The 15614-nt window shown below is 34.8% G+C and carries 12 protein-coding genes; 9 read left to right on the forward strand and 3 right to left on the reverse strand.

What is annotated here, in order from left to right:
* Positions 1–52 precede the first annotated feature (52 nt).
* From DBO93_RS07730 to DBO93_RS07745, 4 genes are read left to right on the forward strand one after another with little or no spacing between them, the layout of a single operon-like run.
* Entirely contained in the window at positions 53–2215 is a 2163-nt protein-coding gene (locus DBO93_RS07730) for a TerB N-terminal domain-containing protein (protein ID WP_204100662.1), read from the forward strand.
* Positions 2216–2256: 41 nt separating this feature from the next.
* Positions 2257–3300 (forward strand): tellurite resistance TerB C-terminal domain-containing protein, encoded by a 1044-nt coding sequence (locus DBO93_RS07735; RefSeq protein WP_204100663.1) that lies wholly within the window; start codon positions 2257–2259, stop codon positions 3298–3300.
* Between the two features lie 7 nt (positions 3301–3307).
* Positions 3308–4627, forward strand: a complete 1320-nt coding sequence (locus DBO93_RS07740) for an ATP-binding protein (protein WP_108455805.1) — start codon at positions 3308–3310, stop codon at positions 4625–4627.
* Positions 4624–6822, forward strand: coding sequence for a DEAD/DEAH box helicase (locus DBO93_RS07745; protein WP_108455806.1), 2199 nt, complete (start codon positions 4624–4626; stop codon positions 6820–6822). The genes DBO93_RS07740 and DBO93_RS07745 overlap by 4 nt, the downstream gene beginning before the upstream one ends.
* Before the next feature lie 573 nt (positions 6823–7395).
* Here the strand turns inward: DBO93_RS07745 and DBO93_RS07750 are convergent.
* A complete protein-coding gene (locus DBO93_RS07750; RefSeq protein WP_108455807.1) occupies positions 7396–7578 on the reverse strand; it encodes a hypothetical protein in 183 nt (60 codons plus the stop codon).
* Between the two features lie 212 nt (positions 7579–7790).
* Between DBO93_RS07750 and DBO93_RS07755 the strand changes: the two genes are divergently transcribed.
* Entirely contained in the window at positions 7791–8582 is a 792-nt protein-coding gene (locus DBO93_RS07755) for an endonuclease (RefSeq protein WP_108455808.1), read from the forward strand.
* Positions 8583–8891: 309 nt separating this feature from the next.
* Here the strand turns inward: DBO93_RS07755 and DBO93_RS07760 are convergent, their stop codons facing one another.
* Complete coding sequence (locus DBO93_RS07760) at positions 8892–9782, reverse strand: hypothetical protein (protein ID WP_108455809.1); 891 nt, start codon at positions 9780–9782, stop codon at positions 8892–8894.
* 503 nt (positions 9783–10285) lie between these two features.
* On the opposite strand from DBO93_RS07760, the gene DBO93_RS07770 reads away from it, so the two are divergent.
* The 3 genes from DBO93_RS07770 (at position 10286) to DBO93_RS07780 (ending at position 13905) form a co-directional block, all read left to right on the forward strand.
* The gene (locus DBO93_RS07770) at positions 10286–10657 is read left to right on the forward strand and encodes a VOC family protein (RefSeq protein WP_108454964.1); all 372 of its coding nucleotides are present in this window, start codon (positions 10286–10288) and stop codon (positions 10655–10657) included.
* A gap of 338 nt (positions 10658–10995) precedes the next feature.
* Positions 10996–11538, forward strand: coding sequence for a tyrosine-type recombinase/integrase (locus DBO93_RS07775; RefSeq protein WP_108455811.1), 543 nt, complete (start codon positions 10996–10998; stop codon positions 11536–11538).
* A gap of 426 nt (positions 11539–11964) precedes the next feature.
* On the forward strand, positions 11965–13905 hold the full coding sequence (locus DBO93_RS07780) for an NACHT domain-containing protein (RefSeq protein WP_162533747.1): 1941 nt from the start codon (positions 11965–11967) through the stop codon (positions 13903–13905).
* A gap of 366 nt (positions 13906–14271) precedes the next feature.
* On the opposite strand, the gene DBO93_RS07785 is transcribed toward DBO93_RS07780, so the two are convergent.
* Complete coding sequence (locus DBO93_RS07785; protein ID WP_108455813.1) at positions 14272–14559, reverse strand: hypothetical protein; 288 nt, start codon at positions 14557–14559, stop codon at positions 14272–14274.
* A gap of 418 nt (positions 14560–14977) precedes the next feature.
* Here DBO93_RS07785 and DBO93_RS07790 point away from each other — a divergent pair, with 418 nt between their 5' ends.
* Complete coding sequence (locus DBO93_RS07790; protein ID WP_275403667.1) at positions 14978–15490, forward strand: DUF808 family protein; 513 nt, start codon at positions 14978–14980, stop codon at positions 15488–15490.
* Positions 15491–15614: the final 124 nt, after the last annotated feature.

Raw genomic sequence — 15614 nt, forward strand, 5'->3', positions numbered from 1 at the left:
TAGCTCAAAGCCTAAGAGCAAAGTTCAAACTAAAAGTCCTAGGACTAAAACTGTGATAACACAAAATTCTCCTCAAGTTCATTCTTCGAATAGAAACGTAGAAGATGATGACAATTTAGCTACATTTACTATTTCTCATGGTTATGAAGAAGAAGAAAGTAAAAATAAATCACCCGGTAGATGGATTAGTGAGAATGAGACTGTAGAAATAAATGGTAAAGTTTTGTCCAAAGGGAATTTCTATTATGGCGGTATATTAAAAGCTTTAGATACTGATTCTAGTTACTTTAGCAACCAAGAAACTGAAGCATCACTAGTTGATGATACTCTTAAAGTTGAAGACACCAATTACTTATTTACTGATGACAGTTTGGGATATTGGCCAAAGTATATAACCTTATCCCCAAAGGCTAGAGGGGCTTACATTGACTGGCTATTCAGTAGCCGAAATGACCCAGCTACTTCTATTGGTTATGTGTTTATTTATTTTTATGGTATTGAAAGACGAGTCACGGTCGATGCAGCCCAAGGTACAGTTGATGATATTGAATATAAAGCGATATTCAACGAAGTATTAAGGTTAAAGAGTATTTATGGGGATAGTCGTTCCTTCTCAAATTATGCGAGTCGCTTGCTTGAATTAATGTGCTTAGTTAGACCTGAAATTGTATATCTATCTCCTGAAGATTATTCGTTAAACAATAATTCATTATTATTCAAATTCAACCTTGCTACCTCTGTTTCTAAGGGAGAGCCGATCTCACCAGAGATCGCTCTTGCGTGGACTCATTACTACCCTGAATATTCATTGAGAACACCAGCGCGTAGATGTAATGATAAGTTTGCTCAATTATTTAAATCTAAATATGTAGAGAAATACATTGAAGGCTTTGTTGTCAAACCTAATAAAACAAAACTAGATATCGAATATTGGCCTGCTAGCAACACGATTAGTGGCGTTACAATAGATCAAAAAGAACTTCCAGATCCGAGTATGCTTAAAGGGCCAACTAAAAAGCTAATTGCAATTGCTGATGCATGTACTGATGAATTAGAGGCATATAGCCGTTACCTAGGTAAGAAAGGTACTTCTAGCAATGATGTTGCTGCAATTTTATTATTACCAGACGAATTAATTAACGAGAATTCATCATCGTTTATAAGTAATTTTAAAGTGTGGGCTAATGCTGCTATTCAAGGTGACGCCGGTTTAGTTTCTGTATCAGATTTTTGGGCACAAATGGGAATATCTCTACCTGAAAAAATAAATAAGAAAGAACTAGAGTTAATTCAAAACATTGCTACAAAAGCAGGTTTTGGAATAGCGCCTGATTCAAGATATCACAATGCAAAGCCTTCACTTGACGGTAAATTGGTACTCTTTACTGAAGGTCATGGTGAGTATTTCGAACCATCTAAAGCTTTTAATGATATTGGCATGGCACTTCGTCTAGGGGCAATGGTCGCAAATATTGATTCTCACTTAGATGAAGATGAATTGAATGTACTTCATCAACTTATCAATCATGATATCAAAATATCACCTACAGAGAAAAAATCACTACATGCGTACCTAACATGGAGGTTAAATTCTCCTGCTAATATGAATGGTTTAAAAGCACGATTAGAGAAGTTGGATACCAAAGCAAAATCAGTTGTTAGTCACATTTTACTCACTGTAGCATTAGCGGATGGAAAAATAGACCCTTCAGAAATTAAACAATTAGAAAAGTTATACGTAGCTTTAGGTTTAGACAAATCACTTGTGACTAGTGACATTCATAATGTTTCTTCAAGTAAATCTTCAAGTTTAGTACCAAAAGAACAGTCAAGAACATTAGATAAAACAGGGTTTACTTTAGATGAGGAGTTATTGGCCTTACATGAGTCTGAAACATCTGAAGTTCAAAGTATGCTTGGAGCTATCTTTGTTGACGAAGAGCCACCTCAAAAAGAAGAACCAATATTAACAACATCTAACCAGGCAGTTAGTATTTTAGACGCTTCGCACAACACCCTGTATCAAGAGCTTATAGTTAAAGATCAGTGGGCCAGAAAAGAAGTGATAGAACTTTGTCAAAAATTGGGACTAATGGTCGATGGAGCAATTGAAACAATTAATGATTGGTCGTTTGATGTTGTTGATGCACCAGTGCTTGATGATGACGATGATATTTATATAGATCTTGAAATTGTTGAAGAGTTAAAAGGTTAAAGTAGTTATGACTCAAAAAAATAATATATTTTGGATGTAAAGTGAAAAACTATTTGAGCTTGTTATCAAAATATAGAAAGCATCCTTTTCTTGTACTAGTGTTTTGTCAATTTACTATTCCAATAATAATGGGAGTTATGTTATTTGATTTGTTAGTTATTTTGTTCTTCTTCAGTAAAGATTGTTTATTGCCCTCAATAAGTCGTTTGTGTATTAAAATTTGGAAACTAGTTTTAATACTGACAAGTTATATAAAGAAAAAAAGAGAGAGTAAACTTAATGTTAGCGGTGTAAAGCCTCGTATTGGTATTTTAACAGGAAGACAGCTAAGAGATGAATTTACCACTTTATCTACCAAAGAACAATTGAGACTCAAGAACCGTGAAAGAAGTGCATATCTCAGGAATGAACATCGAAAGTCACCTGTATTAGAATCAGAGAATGAAAGTAATGTTAGTAGTGTAAAACCTCGTGTTGATAACCTTGAAGAAACACTTGTAAGAGATGAGCTTGTTATTTTACTTAAAAAAGAACAGTTGATACTCAAGAACCGTGAAAGAAGTGCATATCTCAGGAATAAACATCGAAAGTCACCTGTATTAAAATCAGAGAATGAAAGTGTTGTTAGCAGTGTAAAACATAGTGTTGATACTTTTAAAGAAACACCTGTAATAGATGAACCTGTTGTATTATCTACAAAAGAACAGTCAGATAAAGTAGGGTTTACTTTGAATGAAGAGCTATTAGCTTTGCATGAATCCGAGACATTGGTTGCCCAACGGATGCTCAGTTCTATCTTTGTGGACGAAGTAGCATCTCAGCAAGTAGAACCAATATCAACAAAGCCTATGCAGGTTGGAAGTGTTTTAGACACATCACATAACTCTCTTTATCAAGAGCTGATAGTCAAAGAACAATGGACTAGAAAAGAAGTAATGGAGCTTTGTCAAAAGTTGGGGTTGATGGTTGATGGCGCAATTGAAACAATTAATGATTGGTCATTTGATGTTGTTGATGCTCCAGTATTAGACCAAGATATTGATATTTATGTAGATTTTGAAATTATTGAAGAATTAAAAGGATAAGTGAATTATGTCTCAAAAACGTATTAGAGCAAAAGAGAAAGATGCCATTATTCAATCTTTAAAGTCAGGCGTAACTCCTAAAATTGGAATTCAACATATTCAAGTTGGACGCTCAAAGGAACTTGAAGCACTTTATAAAGACATTGAAAAAATTTGTGATGGTGGCTCAGCCTTTAGATTGATTATTGGCGAATACGGCTCTGGAAAGACCTTCTTCTTAAGTGTTGTTCGTTCTATCGCGCTAGAAAAAAAGCTTGTAACTGTAAATGCTGATTTATCTCCTGATAGACGCATTCAGGCATCATCAGGGCAAGCTAGAAATCTTTATTCTGAATTGATGAGAAACTTATCAACTCGAAACAAGCCTGATGGTAACGCGCTCACTAGTGTAGTTGAACGCTTTATTACCGAAGCATGTAAAGAGGCTGATGCAAAAGAACAAAGCGTAACGGACATTATTCATGAACGATTATCACTATTATCTGAGCTAGTTGGTGGTTATGATTTTGCTAAAGTGATCGAAGCCTATTGGAATGGGCATGAACAAGGTAATGAATTGCTAAAGTCTAATGCAATTCGCTGGTTACGTGCCGAATATGCAACTAAAACAGATGCACGGAAGGATCTTGGTGTTAGAACCATCATTTCAGATGCTTCATTTTATGATGCATTGAAACTACTTAGTTTGTTTGTGCGTCAGGCAGGATATCAAGGACTGCTCGTGAACTTGGATGAAATGGTTAATTTATATAAGCTAAGTAGCACCCAAGCTCGCACATCTAACTATGAGCAGATTCTAAGGATTTTGAATGATTGCTTACAAGGAAGTGCTGAATATATAGGGTTCTTACTAGGAGGTACGCCAGAATTTTTATTAGACCCAAGAAAAGGACTATATAGTTATGAAGCGCTTCAGTCTAGACTTGCAGAAAATACCTTTGCACAAAGAGCCGGGGTAATAGACTACTCATCTCCAGCACTTCACCTAGCTAGTTTAACACCAGAAGAACTATACATACTGTTAAAGAACTTACGGCATGTTTTTGCTGGTGGTGATAGCACCAATTACCTTATTCCTGATGAAGCACTAAAATCTTTTTTACACCACTGTAGCCAAACTATCGGGGAAGCTTATTTTAGAACTCCCCGAAATACCATAAAGACCTTTCTGGATATGCTGGCTGTACTCGAACAAAACCCATCAATTGAGTGGTCTGAGTTGATTAAAAAGTTGTCTGTTGAAGAAGAGCAACCCAGTGATATGACATTAGATGTTGAAAGTGAAACTGAAGAAAACACTGATGGGCTGGCTAATTTTTCTTTATGATGGATGCATACAAATATCTGGATACTAGAGTACAGAAATGGCTATTTAAACAAGGGTGGCCAGACTTAAGAGAAATTCAGAAAAAAGCCATTCTTCCAATTTTGGAAGGTAAAAAAGATGTATTAATCAGTGCTTCAACAGCAGCAGGAAAGACTGAGGCTTTTTTTTTACCAGCCTGTAGTGCTATAGCAGATTTAGATGATGGTTTCGGTATTCTTTACATAAGTCCTCTAAAAGCATTAATTAACGATCAATATAGGCGTTTAGAAAGCCTATCTGAAATGCTAGATATGGAAGTTACTCCATGGCATGGCGATAGCCCTCAATCTAAGAAATCAAAAGCGAAGAAGAAACCGTCAGGAATCTTGCTTATAACACCAGAGTCCCTTGAATCATTATTGGTAAGAGAGGCTGGGTGGACTAAGCAGGCATTTGCGAATTTAAAATATATTGTTATTGATGAATTCCATGCTTTTATAGGCTCAGAGCGTGGGCACCACCTTCTTTCTATTCTTAATAGGATTGAGCACCTATTAGGAAGGTATAATAATCCAATTCCTCGTGTTGCTTTAAGCGCAACATTAGGAGAGTTAGATAAAGTTCCACATCTACTTCGGCCTAATCAGGCATTGTCTTGCGACATAATCACGAGTTCAAAAAGCCAATCTACGTTTAAAGTACAAGTTCAAGGATATTTTGAGCCTATTGATCTTAAAGCTGATGATGATCGAGATACTGCCGAATATGAAATATGTAAAAAGGTATATGACTTGTGTCGTGGAGGCTCTCATTTAGTCTTTGCTAATAGTAGAAAAAGAACAGAAAGTATTGCTGCGCAGCTTACTGATTTTTGCGAGCAAAATATTGTACCTAATGAATTTTATCCGCATCACGGCTCATTATCTAAGGAAATAAGAGAGGAGTTAGAAGCTCGTCTTCAAAAAGAAACGCTACCAACAACAGCGGTGTGTACTATGACACTAGAGTTAGGTATTGATATTGGAAAGGTAAATTCTGTTGTACAAGTCACGGCTCCTCATTCTGTATCTAGCTTACGTCAGAGAATGGGGCGATCAGGAAGAAGAGGATCTCCAGCTATTCTACGTATGTTAATAGCTGAAAATGAGCTAAGTGAAAAATCGAATATAGTTGATTGCTTGCGGCTGGAGTTAATTCAGTCGTTAGCGATGATTAGGTTACTAATTGAAAGTAAATGGTTTGAGCCAGCAGATGACACTTTAATGCACTTTTCGACCTTACTGCATCAAGTTCTTGCAATGACAGGGCAATGGGGAGGAGTTAGAGCAGATCAACTTTTTGAATTATTATGCAAGAACGGACCATTTCAACATACATCTATTCAACAATTCAAAATGTTGTTGAGCCATATGGGTAAAGTAGAACTTTTAACTCAGCTTTCGAGTGGAGAGTTAGTGTTAGGAATATTAGGTGAACGTTTAGTCGGCCACTATTCATTTTATGCTGTATTTAAAACGCCTGAAGAGTATAGGGTTTTGGTTGGCAACAAATCATTGGGAACCTTACCTATAGATTCTCTTGTCCTTGAAGGGCAACATATAATTTTTAGTGGTAAAAGATGGAAAGTCATTGATGTTGATCCCGATAACAAAGTTATTCGTGTTGAAAAAACAAAAGGAGGCAAACCTCCAAAGTTTGGCGGTGAAGGAATGTCTATTCATGACAAAGTCAGGCAGGAAATGTTCAAAATTCTAAGTGAGGGGGATTATCGGATTTCAGTGGGAAATCAAAAAATAGACTTTATTGATACTAAGGCGAAAGCTTTATTTGGTGAAGCAATAGATTATTTCAATCATTCAAATTTAAAGGGCATATCAATCCTCCAACATGGAAATAGCACATGCATATTTACATGGATGGGCGATAAAGTTGTCAATACTCTCGTTGCTTTACTCACACAAAAAGGTTTTGTAGCTGGAGCTTATGCAGGTGTCATAGAAGTAGAAAAATCAAATGCTGAAAGCATAGTGTCCTGTATAAAAGAGTTGAGTAAACAGTGCATGTCATCAAATACGGAGTTGGCTAAATTGGTTGTTGAAAAGAAAATAGAAAAATACGATGAGTTTTTACCTGAAGAGTTATTAAATGTCGGTTATGGCTGCCGAGCGTTTGATATTGAAGCTACCTATAAGTGGTTAAAAAACATGCATAACTGAAATGGGTAATTAATTTCAATACATTAGTTATCGTTTCTATCTCACAGTGGGGACGATTGCGCCTTAGACTTAATACTCTATAATTATTCAAAAACTTAAATAACTCCAATGTCTGCTTTGGGGGATTTGAGAACTAACGCCATGCAAAAGTTTTAGTCATAATTTTAGTTGTGGATGGATGTGAGTTTTTACATAAAAAGGACAACTTTAGAATCCCTGAACTGCCGTTTTTAACTCAAAAGTTAACGTCATCTTCTGGCTAGGAGCTGAAGTATTGATTTTGTCACTCGTAACTTCCGCAATGCGCACAAAGTGATCATATTTATAAGTGGTAAACCTAATGTTATGTAGTGGTCACTATAAATGTCATAAGGTGGCAGAGTTAGATAATAATGACAGGCATTTCTGATGATATTGAGTGGCACAACGAATGTAATTGTCCAATAAAGAATATACGAGAAAGTTATCACTTGTTTTCACACTCCAAACAAGTGATAACTTACGTGTATATGTACGCCCTAGAAAGAGCTTCATTGAAGTTTATATTTTTAAATTGTTTATTCGTCTCAGGCGCTACGACACTTTTTGATAGCAATATTGGTGCTGCTCAACATACATGTCTGCAAATTCAGTTGAGCCGAAATAATAGTCTATAAGTGTTTGGCGCTTTTGTTTTACAAATGGAGGGATATCTTTTTGTTGAATTATGTCTAACCATGTTTTGACTAGAGTCCATGGTGGAAGTGATTGAGTCATACTGTCATCCTTGCAGTTATTGAGTTCAATAATGATATTAGACGATAACTAATTAACGCGCCAATTACAGGGTATAGTTTTATGCTCTCCTTAATGCTTTATACTATATTTGTAATCAAGTAGTTGTAGTAAACTTATTGAATTGGTTAAATAATCAATACTAAAAGTCCATTACAACTTGAGTGATAAAAACTTTATCCAAGGTGAATTAAATGTTTAGAGTAGTTTTGTTAATACTATCTGCGGTGGCATTTACAGCCCATGCTGACTACCCAACCAGTTTCTCTAATGCTAAGTCTAAAGCTGAAAAAAAAGTATATTTTGATAGGGGGACAACTTTTTATTGTGGTTGTGATTATGTATTCGATGATATCGAAGATAGAGACGGTGACGGTAATAAACACGAAACAATGATTTACCCGGAAGCTTGTGGTTATGAGGCAAGAAATCCCATTACAAAAAGCGGAAAAGTTAATGCCAGAATCAGTAGAATTGAGTGGGAACATGTAGTAACTGCCTTTGTGATTGGTGGCCATTTAGATGAATGGAAAAACAAAGAGAACTATCCCCAATGCCAAAAATCTGATGGCAAATATATTTCAGGTCGTGACTGTGCCTATAAGCTAAATCCAGCATTTAAAAAAGCGCACGATGATATGCACAATCTAGTCCCGGCTGTTGGTGAATTAAATGGTGACCGCTCTAACTATGCCTTTGCTGTCATTCAAGGTGAACAACGTAATTATGGACAATGTGATTTTGAAATTGATTTCGACAAAGATGTAGCAGAGCCGCCTGATGGTGTTAAAGGTAACATCGCTCGTATTTATTTTTACATGATACAAACCCATGGTGCTCAAATTCCATCAGAAGAGTTAACGATGTATCTTTATTGGGATAAGTTAGACCCAGTAGATGACTGGGAGTGTTTGCGAAACAAACGTATACATGAAGAACAGGGGCAAGGTAACCATTTTGTAAGTCAGCAGTGCGATATTAGATAAATGCAAGATATGGTAACAAAGTTTGCGATGCCGCTTTTATATTGCACTTATTTGCTAAGACACTAATGGTGTTGATAGCCTCCTCAATGTGATGAGGAGGTGTCCACTGCAACAAGATAGGAACAAAAATCGGTTTGAATGGCTTATGTGTAGTAGCTTAGACTTTATCTAATAATTCTCATATCAGGGTTTAATCTTCAAGCTGTTAGTTCGACTAGTCAACGTAAAGCTAACTTTTGCCACAAAGCCGACCTAATTAAGATACAAAAAAGCAGCCATATTTAGACTGCTTTGTGCCATGTGCTGTCATTAGGGTAAGTATTTTGAATACCGATCGAAATCGGCATACGAGCCAGTGTAACGTATGGTCACTTTATCATCACTTTCATAGCAGATGTCTTTGCTATTTATTATGTTTTTATAGTTAACACGTGATCTAACTAACACGTCATTAACAAAAGTATCAGCAAAACCATAGAGATTAGGCGAAGAGAAATAATCAAACATATTACAGACTTCATTTTCAGGGATCCCTTCATAAACAAGAGAAATTCCTATATGGTCACTTGAAATAGTAATATTATCGTCATAACCGTGACTAATTATTCCCTCTTTGACTGAATAAAGATCATCAATCAATTTTTGTTCAATCGCAATTTGATTATTAATATTCTTATTTCTACTGCGGTTATAATATACGCTGATGCTTTCCGCTAACTGAAACCTTTTTCTTAGTTCATTATGTAGTTTATTTTCTGATGAAACATCAAAATTAATAAAAATAGTCACCGCAACTAGTAGGGAGATAGCCGTTCCCACCAATGTGATAACCTTTTTTTTGTTGAATAAGTTTTTCTCTAAATAGAGTGAAAAAAATTTAGCTGTAATAAAACCAGTGGCACTTGATATAGAAAAAATCTTTAAATACAATAAAATAAAAATAACGTCATAACCGTAAAAGTGCCCAAGAAATAATTTCACAACTATAAATGATGATATCCATGAGATGAGCACTAAGGTGATAAATATCTTTGGGGAGTCAAGGTAGGGGAAAGCTGCGATAAAGAATAAAATGCTGAAAATAGGAAACCAATAATGTAATACTACATTGTCAGGTACAACATGCTGCGCTAGCGTGGCTAAAGAAAAAAAAACAATAAAAATAAAATTTATTTTACTTTTCTGAATAATGCTACCCATTTTTATAACCGTCAGCTAAAGCTAAATAATGATTAAACTCATCTGCAACAGATATATTGTAAACACATTTTAATTTAAAGTTTTTCATTTGAAATCCCTATCATTCTATTTAATCCAACTTCCGCTTATCGCTCTAAGAAGACATTAAGTTTTTCAACTCGTTATGTCAACTAAGCGCACAAAGTGATCGTTAATACTTCAAACGTGAACGACCGCAATGGTGGCATTTTTCCAGTCATGCTATCCGATTAATTGGCAATATTGATAGTCAAAAAATACATATTTACATCTGTGGGGAACGTCCGGTTTCGTATCCTTGTAGCCTAAACGGCCCTGATTTTGAGGTCTAATTTAGGTCAGCAATGTGGCAGATACTGAAGATTTAGAAGCCATCAATTCACGATGCTATTTACAGACGTTTATTGGCATGATTTACTTAACCTGTTTTAGTTAAATCGTTATCTAACATAAACGACATTTATCATAATGAAAAAGGAATAAATATGCTCAGCTATGCAACCATCGGTGTAACCGATTTAGAAAAATCAGAAGCCTTTTATAATGAACTATTAGCACCAATTGGCGCGAAAACGCTGATAAAAATGGAACGCATTATATTTATTGGTAAAAGTATGAAAGAACCCATGCTCGCCATTTGCATTCCATATAACGAAGATGTGCAAAACTGTGGTAACGGCAATATGCTAGCTATTGCTCCAGGTTCGAAAGAGAAGTGTGACGAGATGTATCATAAGGCAATAACCTTGGGCGCAACCTGCGATGGTGAACCAGGACAACGTATTCCTGATGTCTTTTATGGTGCATATTTCCGTGATTTAGATGGTAATAAAGTTGTTTTTAATCACTTCGGTTAATACTTCCTGTTAAATCATAACCTATCGTTGTGCTTGATCTTACTTTATCATTAATCCCCTTTATGGCTAGTCGTTCTCCAACCAATATTTTTTAACCGCCTAGCAATATCCGCTTTAGGTCAAAGAAGTCATTAATCAATGTTTATGACTTCTTTGTCGGATCAACTGCCGTTAATATACAAAACTCTAATGACCACTTTAGTGGCTAAATTTTCGGTCTAAATACATACAAACCTATGATTATTAAGTGCTTGCATATTAATAGTTGCTATTTCTTAAATACAATACATACTTGTCATAAACAACTTAATGACAAGTATATGCACTAAGGATTAAAAATGAACACTGAGTTATTCATCCCTAAAACAGCAGAAGAAATGAAAAAAGTTGAAGATTTATTATTAATACATTCTGGGGCTCAAATTAGAGATTTTTGGCGTTTGGGTGTGTTTTTAGGTTGTCGTATTAATGAACTACTACAAGTGAAATTCTCAGATTTCAATGGTGATACATTACAAATACAGTTTTCAAAAACTCGGCAAAATAGTATTTCCAATATTCACCTTACTCCTGAAGCTAAAGAAATAATATTAAGCATAAAAAAACAATATCCACAGGATAAATTTGTATTTCAATCTCGTAAAAGTCGAAATATAAAAAATAAAGAACCCAAACCAATATCAAGACAGGCAGTCTATGAAGCTTTTAAAAAAGTTGGAGATAACTTGAGTGTAAAATTAACTCCTCACTCAATGAGGCATGCTGCCGCATTGCAATTGTTTGCTAAAAACAATTCTTCAAGTGGAATCTCAAATTTTATCGGTAGTTCAAAATTTACTACAGAGGCATTGATATCATATTACATAAATTCAAAAGTATAGTGGTAACTTAATTTGGCCATTAACTGATAAAAAGCTAACGTCCGGTCTCGTATCTAAGTGAACATAAAAACAGGAGGATATCAATCGATTGTTTAGGTCAGCAAAGGTAGCTTTTGCGACTATCAGTATAAAGGTAAGTCTAAGAATTATGAACACTGTCAGAGAAGCTGTTAATGTTAATGTCCGGTTTGTCGCTGCTGCCATTAGTGACACAAATATTAACGACAGTTAAGCAAAAAGTTAACTTAATTCATTAGCGGCAAACCTAACGCAATTTAATGGTCTCAGTATATGTCATTTGGTGGCAGTGTTGATGTAATTGGGTAGTAAATTGATGTTATTGTCCTGAAAGAACAATTATGTTCAGTATTCACTCCGTGAAACAAAACAGGTTTATCAATGACTTAATTTGATTAGTCGATTTAAGTGTCTATTGGTATGATTAGACTTTATATTATTATCGCTACAAATAAGGATTTTCAATTGGAAGCTGACTCAAATTCATCAAGTTCTTTAAAATTAAATGCTGCGAATAAAGTTATACAATCAGAAACAGCAAAGTTAATCACAAAGAAAATATTTGGTTGGTTAGAAAAGCGGATTCAAAAATCAAAATTTGATAGGGCAGCGGAACAAATACTCCAGTCTATTTTTATCCCAGACCTAGACCATGCACATCATAAATTTATTGAGAAATATTTGTATTTTAGGATGATTAGCTCTGCAAGCGAGGATGTATTTGTTGGGGATATTTATCATCCAATTAATTTATTAAAACAGTCTCAAAAGAAGTCATCTCACATATATGCATTATCTGAAATCCTTAGTCAAAGTAAAATTAGTTGCTTTATAGGTCGTGCCGGACAAGGAAAAACCACCGCTTTGAGAAAAGCTGTTTTGGATATACTAGAAAAAGATGACAAACATACTTTTATACCCTTTATCATTAATTTACGCGATGTTGATTGGGAAGAAGAAGCTAGTATAGATAAATTATTGGCGAAAGAATTATCATATTTTGGATTTAATATAACCCCAGAACAAAGTTCATACTTATTACAAGAGGGAGTTGTAAAGATTTTATTTGATGGTTTTGATGAAGTGGAAAGCAATCATCATAGAATAGCTTCCAATGTTATTAATGAAACTTATTCAAGATTCAACACGTCATGTATAGTCACTACTAGACCCAATACACCCATTACGTATGCTTCTAGCCACACTACAAATTACGAATTTTTGGATTTAACAATTTTTGATGTTACTTCAATCATAAAAAAATATAAAAACATTGATGATAACTATAAAGAAATTCTCATTCAATCCATTGAAAAATCTGAATCAATAGCAAAAATTTTGATCTCGCCTGTTATGGTGGATATTTACATTTATGTGTATCCTGAATTAATAGAAGAACCAAAAAACATTGTTGATTTCTATCGCCCACTTTTTGATTTGATTACTTCAAAACACGATAGATTAAAAGGTGCATGGAAAAGACATACTGTTTCGAATACTTCAAATTTAGAGTTAAAGGAAATATTTTCAGCATTATGTTTCCATTCAATTGCCGAAGAAAGTTCTATTTCTGTAACAGAGTTTGAGTTTATTGCACTCTGTTCAAAAGCACTAAAAACTATAGGTAGATCTGAGCTTGCCACTGACGAAGTTGTAGAAGACATACTTCAACGCACGAGTCTTATTCAACAAGATGGCCTGATTTATTACTATATTCATAAATCTATTTGCGAGTATTACGCAGCCGAATTTATTCGTCAGTTACCTGACACATCAAAAATAAAACTTTATGAAAAACTTGCGATAAAAAATCAAGAAAAGTTCAAAAATGTTTTAAAATTTTTGAGTGAAATAGATTCACCTTTTTTCTATGCGTATTACGCTAAAAAATGTTTAGAAATATCTCACTATGAAAGAAATCGTCATCATAAAGAATTTAAAGATTGGCATATCGCTGTTCTTACCTCAACTTCACAGTTTGAATTTTCTATTGATGGCTCTTTTTCTCGTTTTAAAACTGCTTTTGAAACAGAAGGAGCTAGTCTATTTTTTCTTTTAGAAATACTTGGTTTGAAATTCCCTGATGTGAGTTCCAGTATGTTAAATATGATTTCATCTACGGATACTAAGTTACTTTTAGAAGCCAAAAAGAAATACATAGAAATAGACAAATCACTTGGTACTATTTCTTGTCTTCATATTCTTAGATTAAATCAAGATATTTTAGATAAATATCTTCCAATATTAGAAGACCTCACTCTTACACTCGATGGCGTAAAACAACAAAATAAAAAATACGAAACTCATCTTAACGGAAAAAAAAATATCATTGATGATATGTTCAATTAGAAGCTACTAACTATAATAAGTCTGCTAAAGAATTAGCAAATTTAGTATAGTATTAGAAGTCTAGGGATTCTAGTTTTAACTGTGCAATTTGTATCTCCAAACCTTGTTCTGATTTCCAACTTAACATGACCGTTTTATCGGATTAGTTGCTATTTTCATTTAGCGCCTCATGACCGCTTTGGGTGGCTTTGTTCACATTCAGACTGAGCTGTTTGTTGGTGACAAATCAGTTTCGAGCAATACATGTATTGCTTGACAAAGGGGAGTCCATGTAGCCTTGCTTAAACGGAAACATAATGGTTGGCTATAATCGCGAAGCGATGCCAACTGTTATGTTTCTGTTTAAGCAACTTGCTATACTTGTACTTATTGCTTTACGCACTTACCCCAGAGTTGTGATACGAGAACATCACCTTCTAAAGTCATTACAGGTTTCCGACCTGCTATGTCGAGTATAACTTTGTCTCCTTCACGCTCATATGTCCAAGCATTTGGAGCACTGTCAGGGGATGATCTAATGTAAACAGAACCATCTGATTTAAATTCAAATAATCCATCACAATTTTCCCCACCATAATTTCCAGACAGATTAGAGCTACCAGAATCACATGCTGCAATAAAAACCGATAATATCAATAATATTTCTTTCTTCATATTGCTCTCCTTTGTATAAGTCCCTGATGAATAGTACTTTTCATTTGGGCGGAATAAAAAGCATACTTTCCTCATTTCGTGACTTTGGAGGAAAGCCAACAACACTATATAAATAGTAGTATAGATTTTGAAATTTTAGAAAATAGATGGAAAACTTTTGACAGCTGATTTCCTCTCTGCGTACTTTGTTAGCGTTAACTAATAAATGATGAATGACTGGTTTGGTGGCTTTGTTCACATTCAGCCTGAACGACTCACTGGTTAAGTTATTATCAAACGCAACCTGATTTCATCTACGGGGGAATGTCAGCTATCAGGAAAATGCTAGCGGAATGTTATCGTTCTGTCATGTCCGCTGTAGATCAAAAATCACAACAAATTTCACTATAGCCTGTAAATAAGTAATTCCAAAAAAAGTGTGCTAAATATAAAGTTTTCGTATTATATACTTTCGGCCGAAATTGTGGTTATTGTTTTAGGCTCAGTACAAGACGCACCTTTTCAGACCCAAGTCTTAGTTGTTTCTTTACTCGCTATAGCGATTACCATTGGCGTATATGGGCTTGTTGCCGCAATTGTAAAGCTAGATGACTTAGGACTTTATTTACTTCGTAAATCTGTGGCAGGGCGCTTCAATGCCATGCAAAGATCTGTCGGGCGAGGTTTACTTGTTTTTGCTCCATTTCTTATGAAGTTATTAACGGTTGTGGGCACTATTGCAATGTTCCTTGTTGGTGGAGGTATTATTGTTCATAGTTTTTCATGGCTTAATGGTCAATTTACAAATATTGAACAATGGATAGGTGGATATTTAGGTACTTTTTCAGAAAGTATTTTATCGATATTGCTCGATGGAATTACCGGAATTGTTGCAGGTGGTCTAGTATTGGCTATTGTTAGCACAATATCTCGATTAAAAAACGATCACTAACGGTTAGGTCGTTAGATATTCAAGCTGACTTTTATTAATTATTTCAATTATTTAGCGTAAGATTACAAATTAGTTCATTTTAGCTATTGTTTTTTGTTGTCATCGCCCTGAGTATATAATTGAA

It is taken from the genome of Colwellia sp. Arc7-D (assembly GCF_003061515.1).
Lineage (GTDB): Bacteria > Pseudomonadota > Gammaproteobacteria > Enterobacterales > Alteromonadaceae > Cognaticolwellia.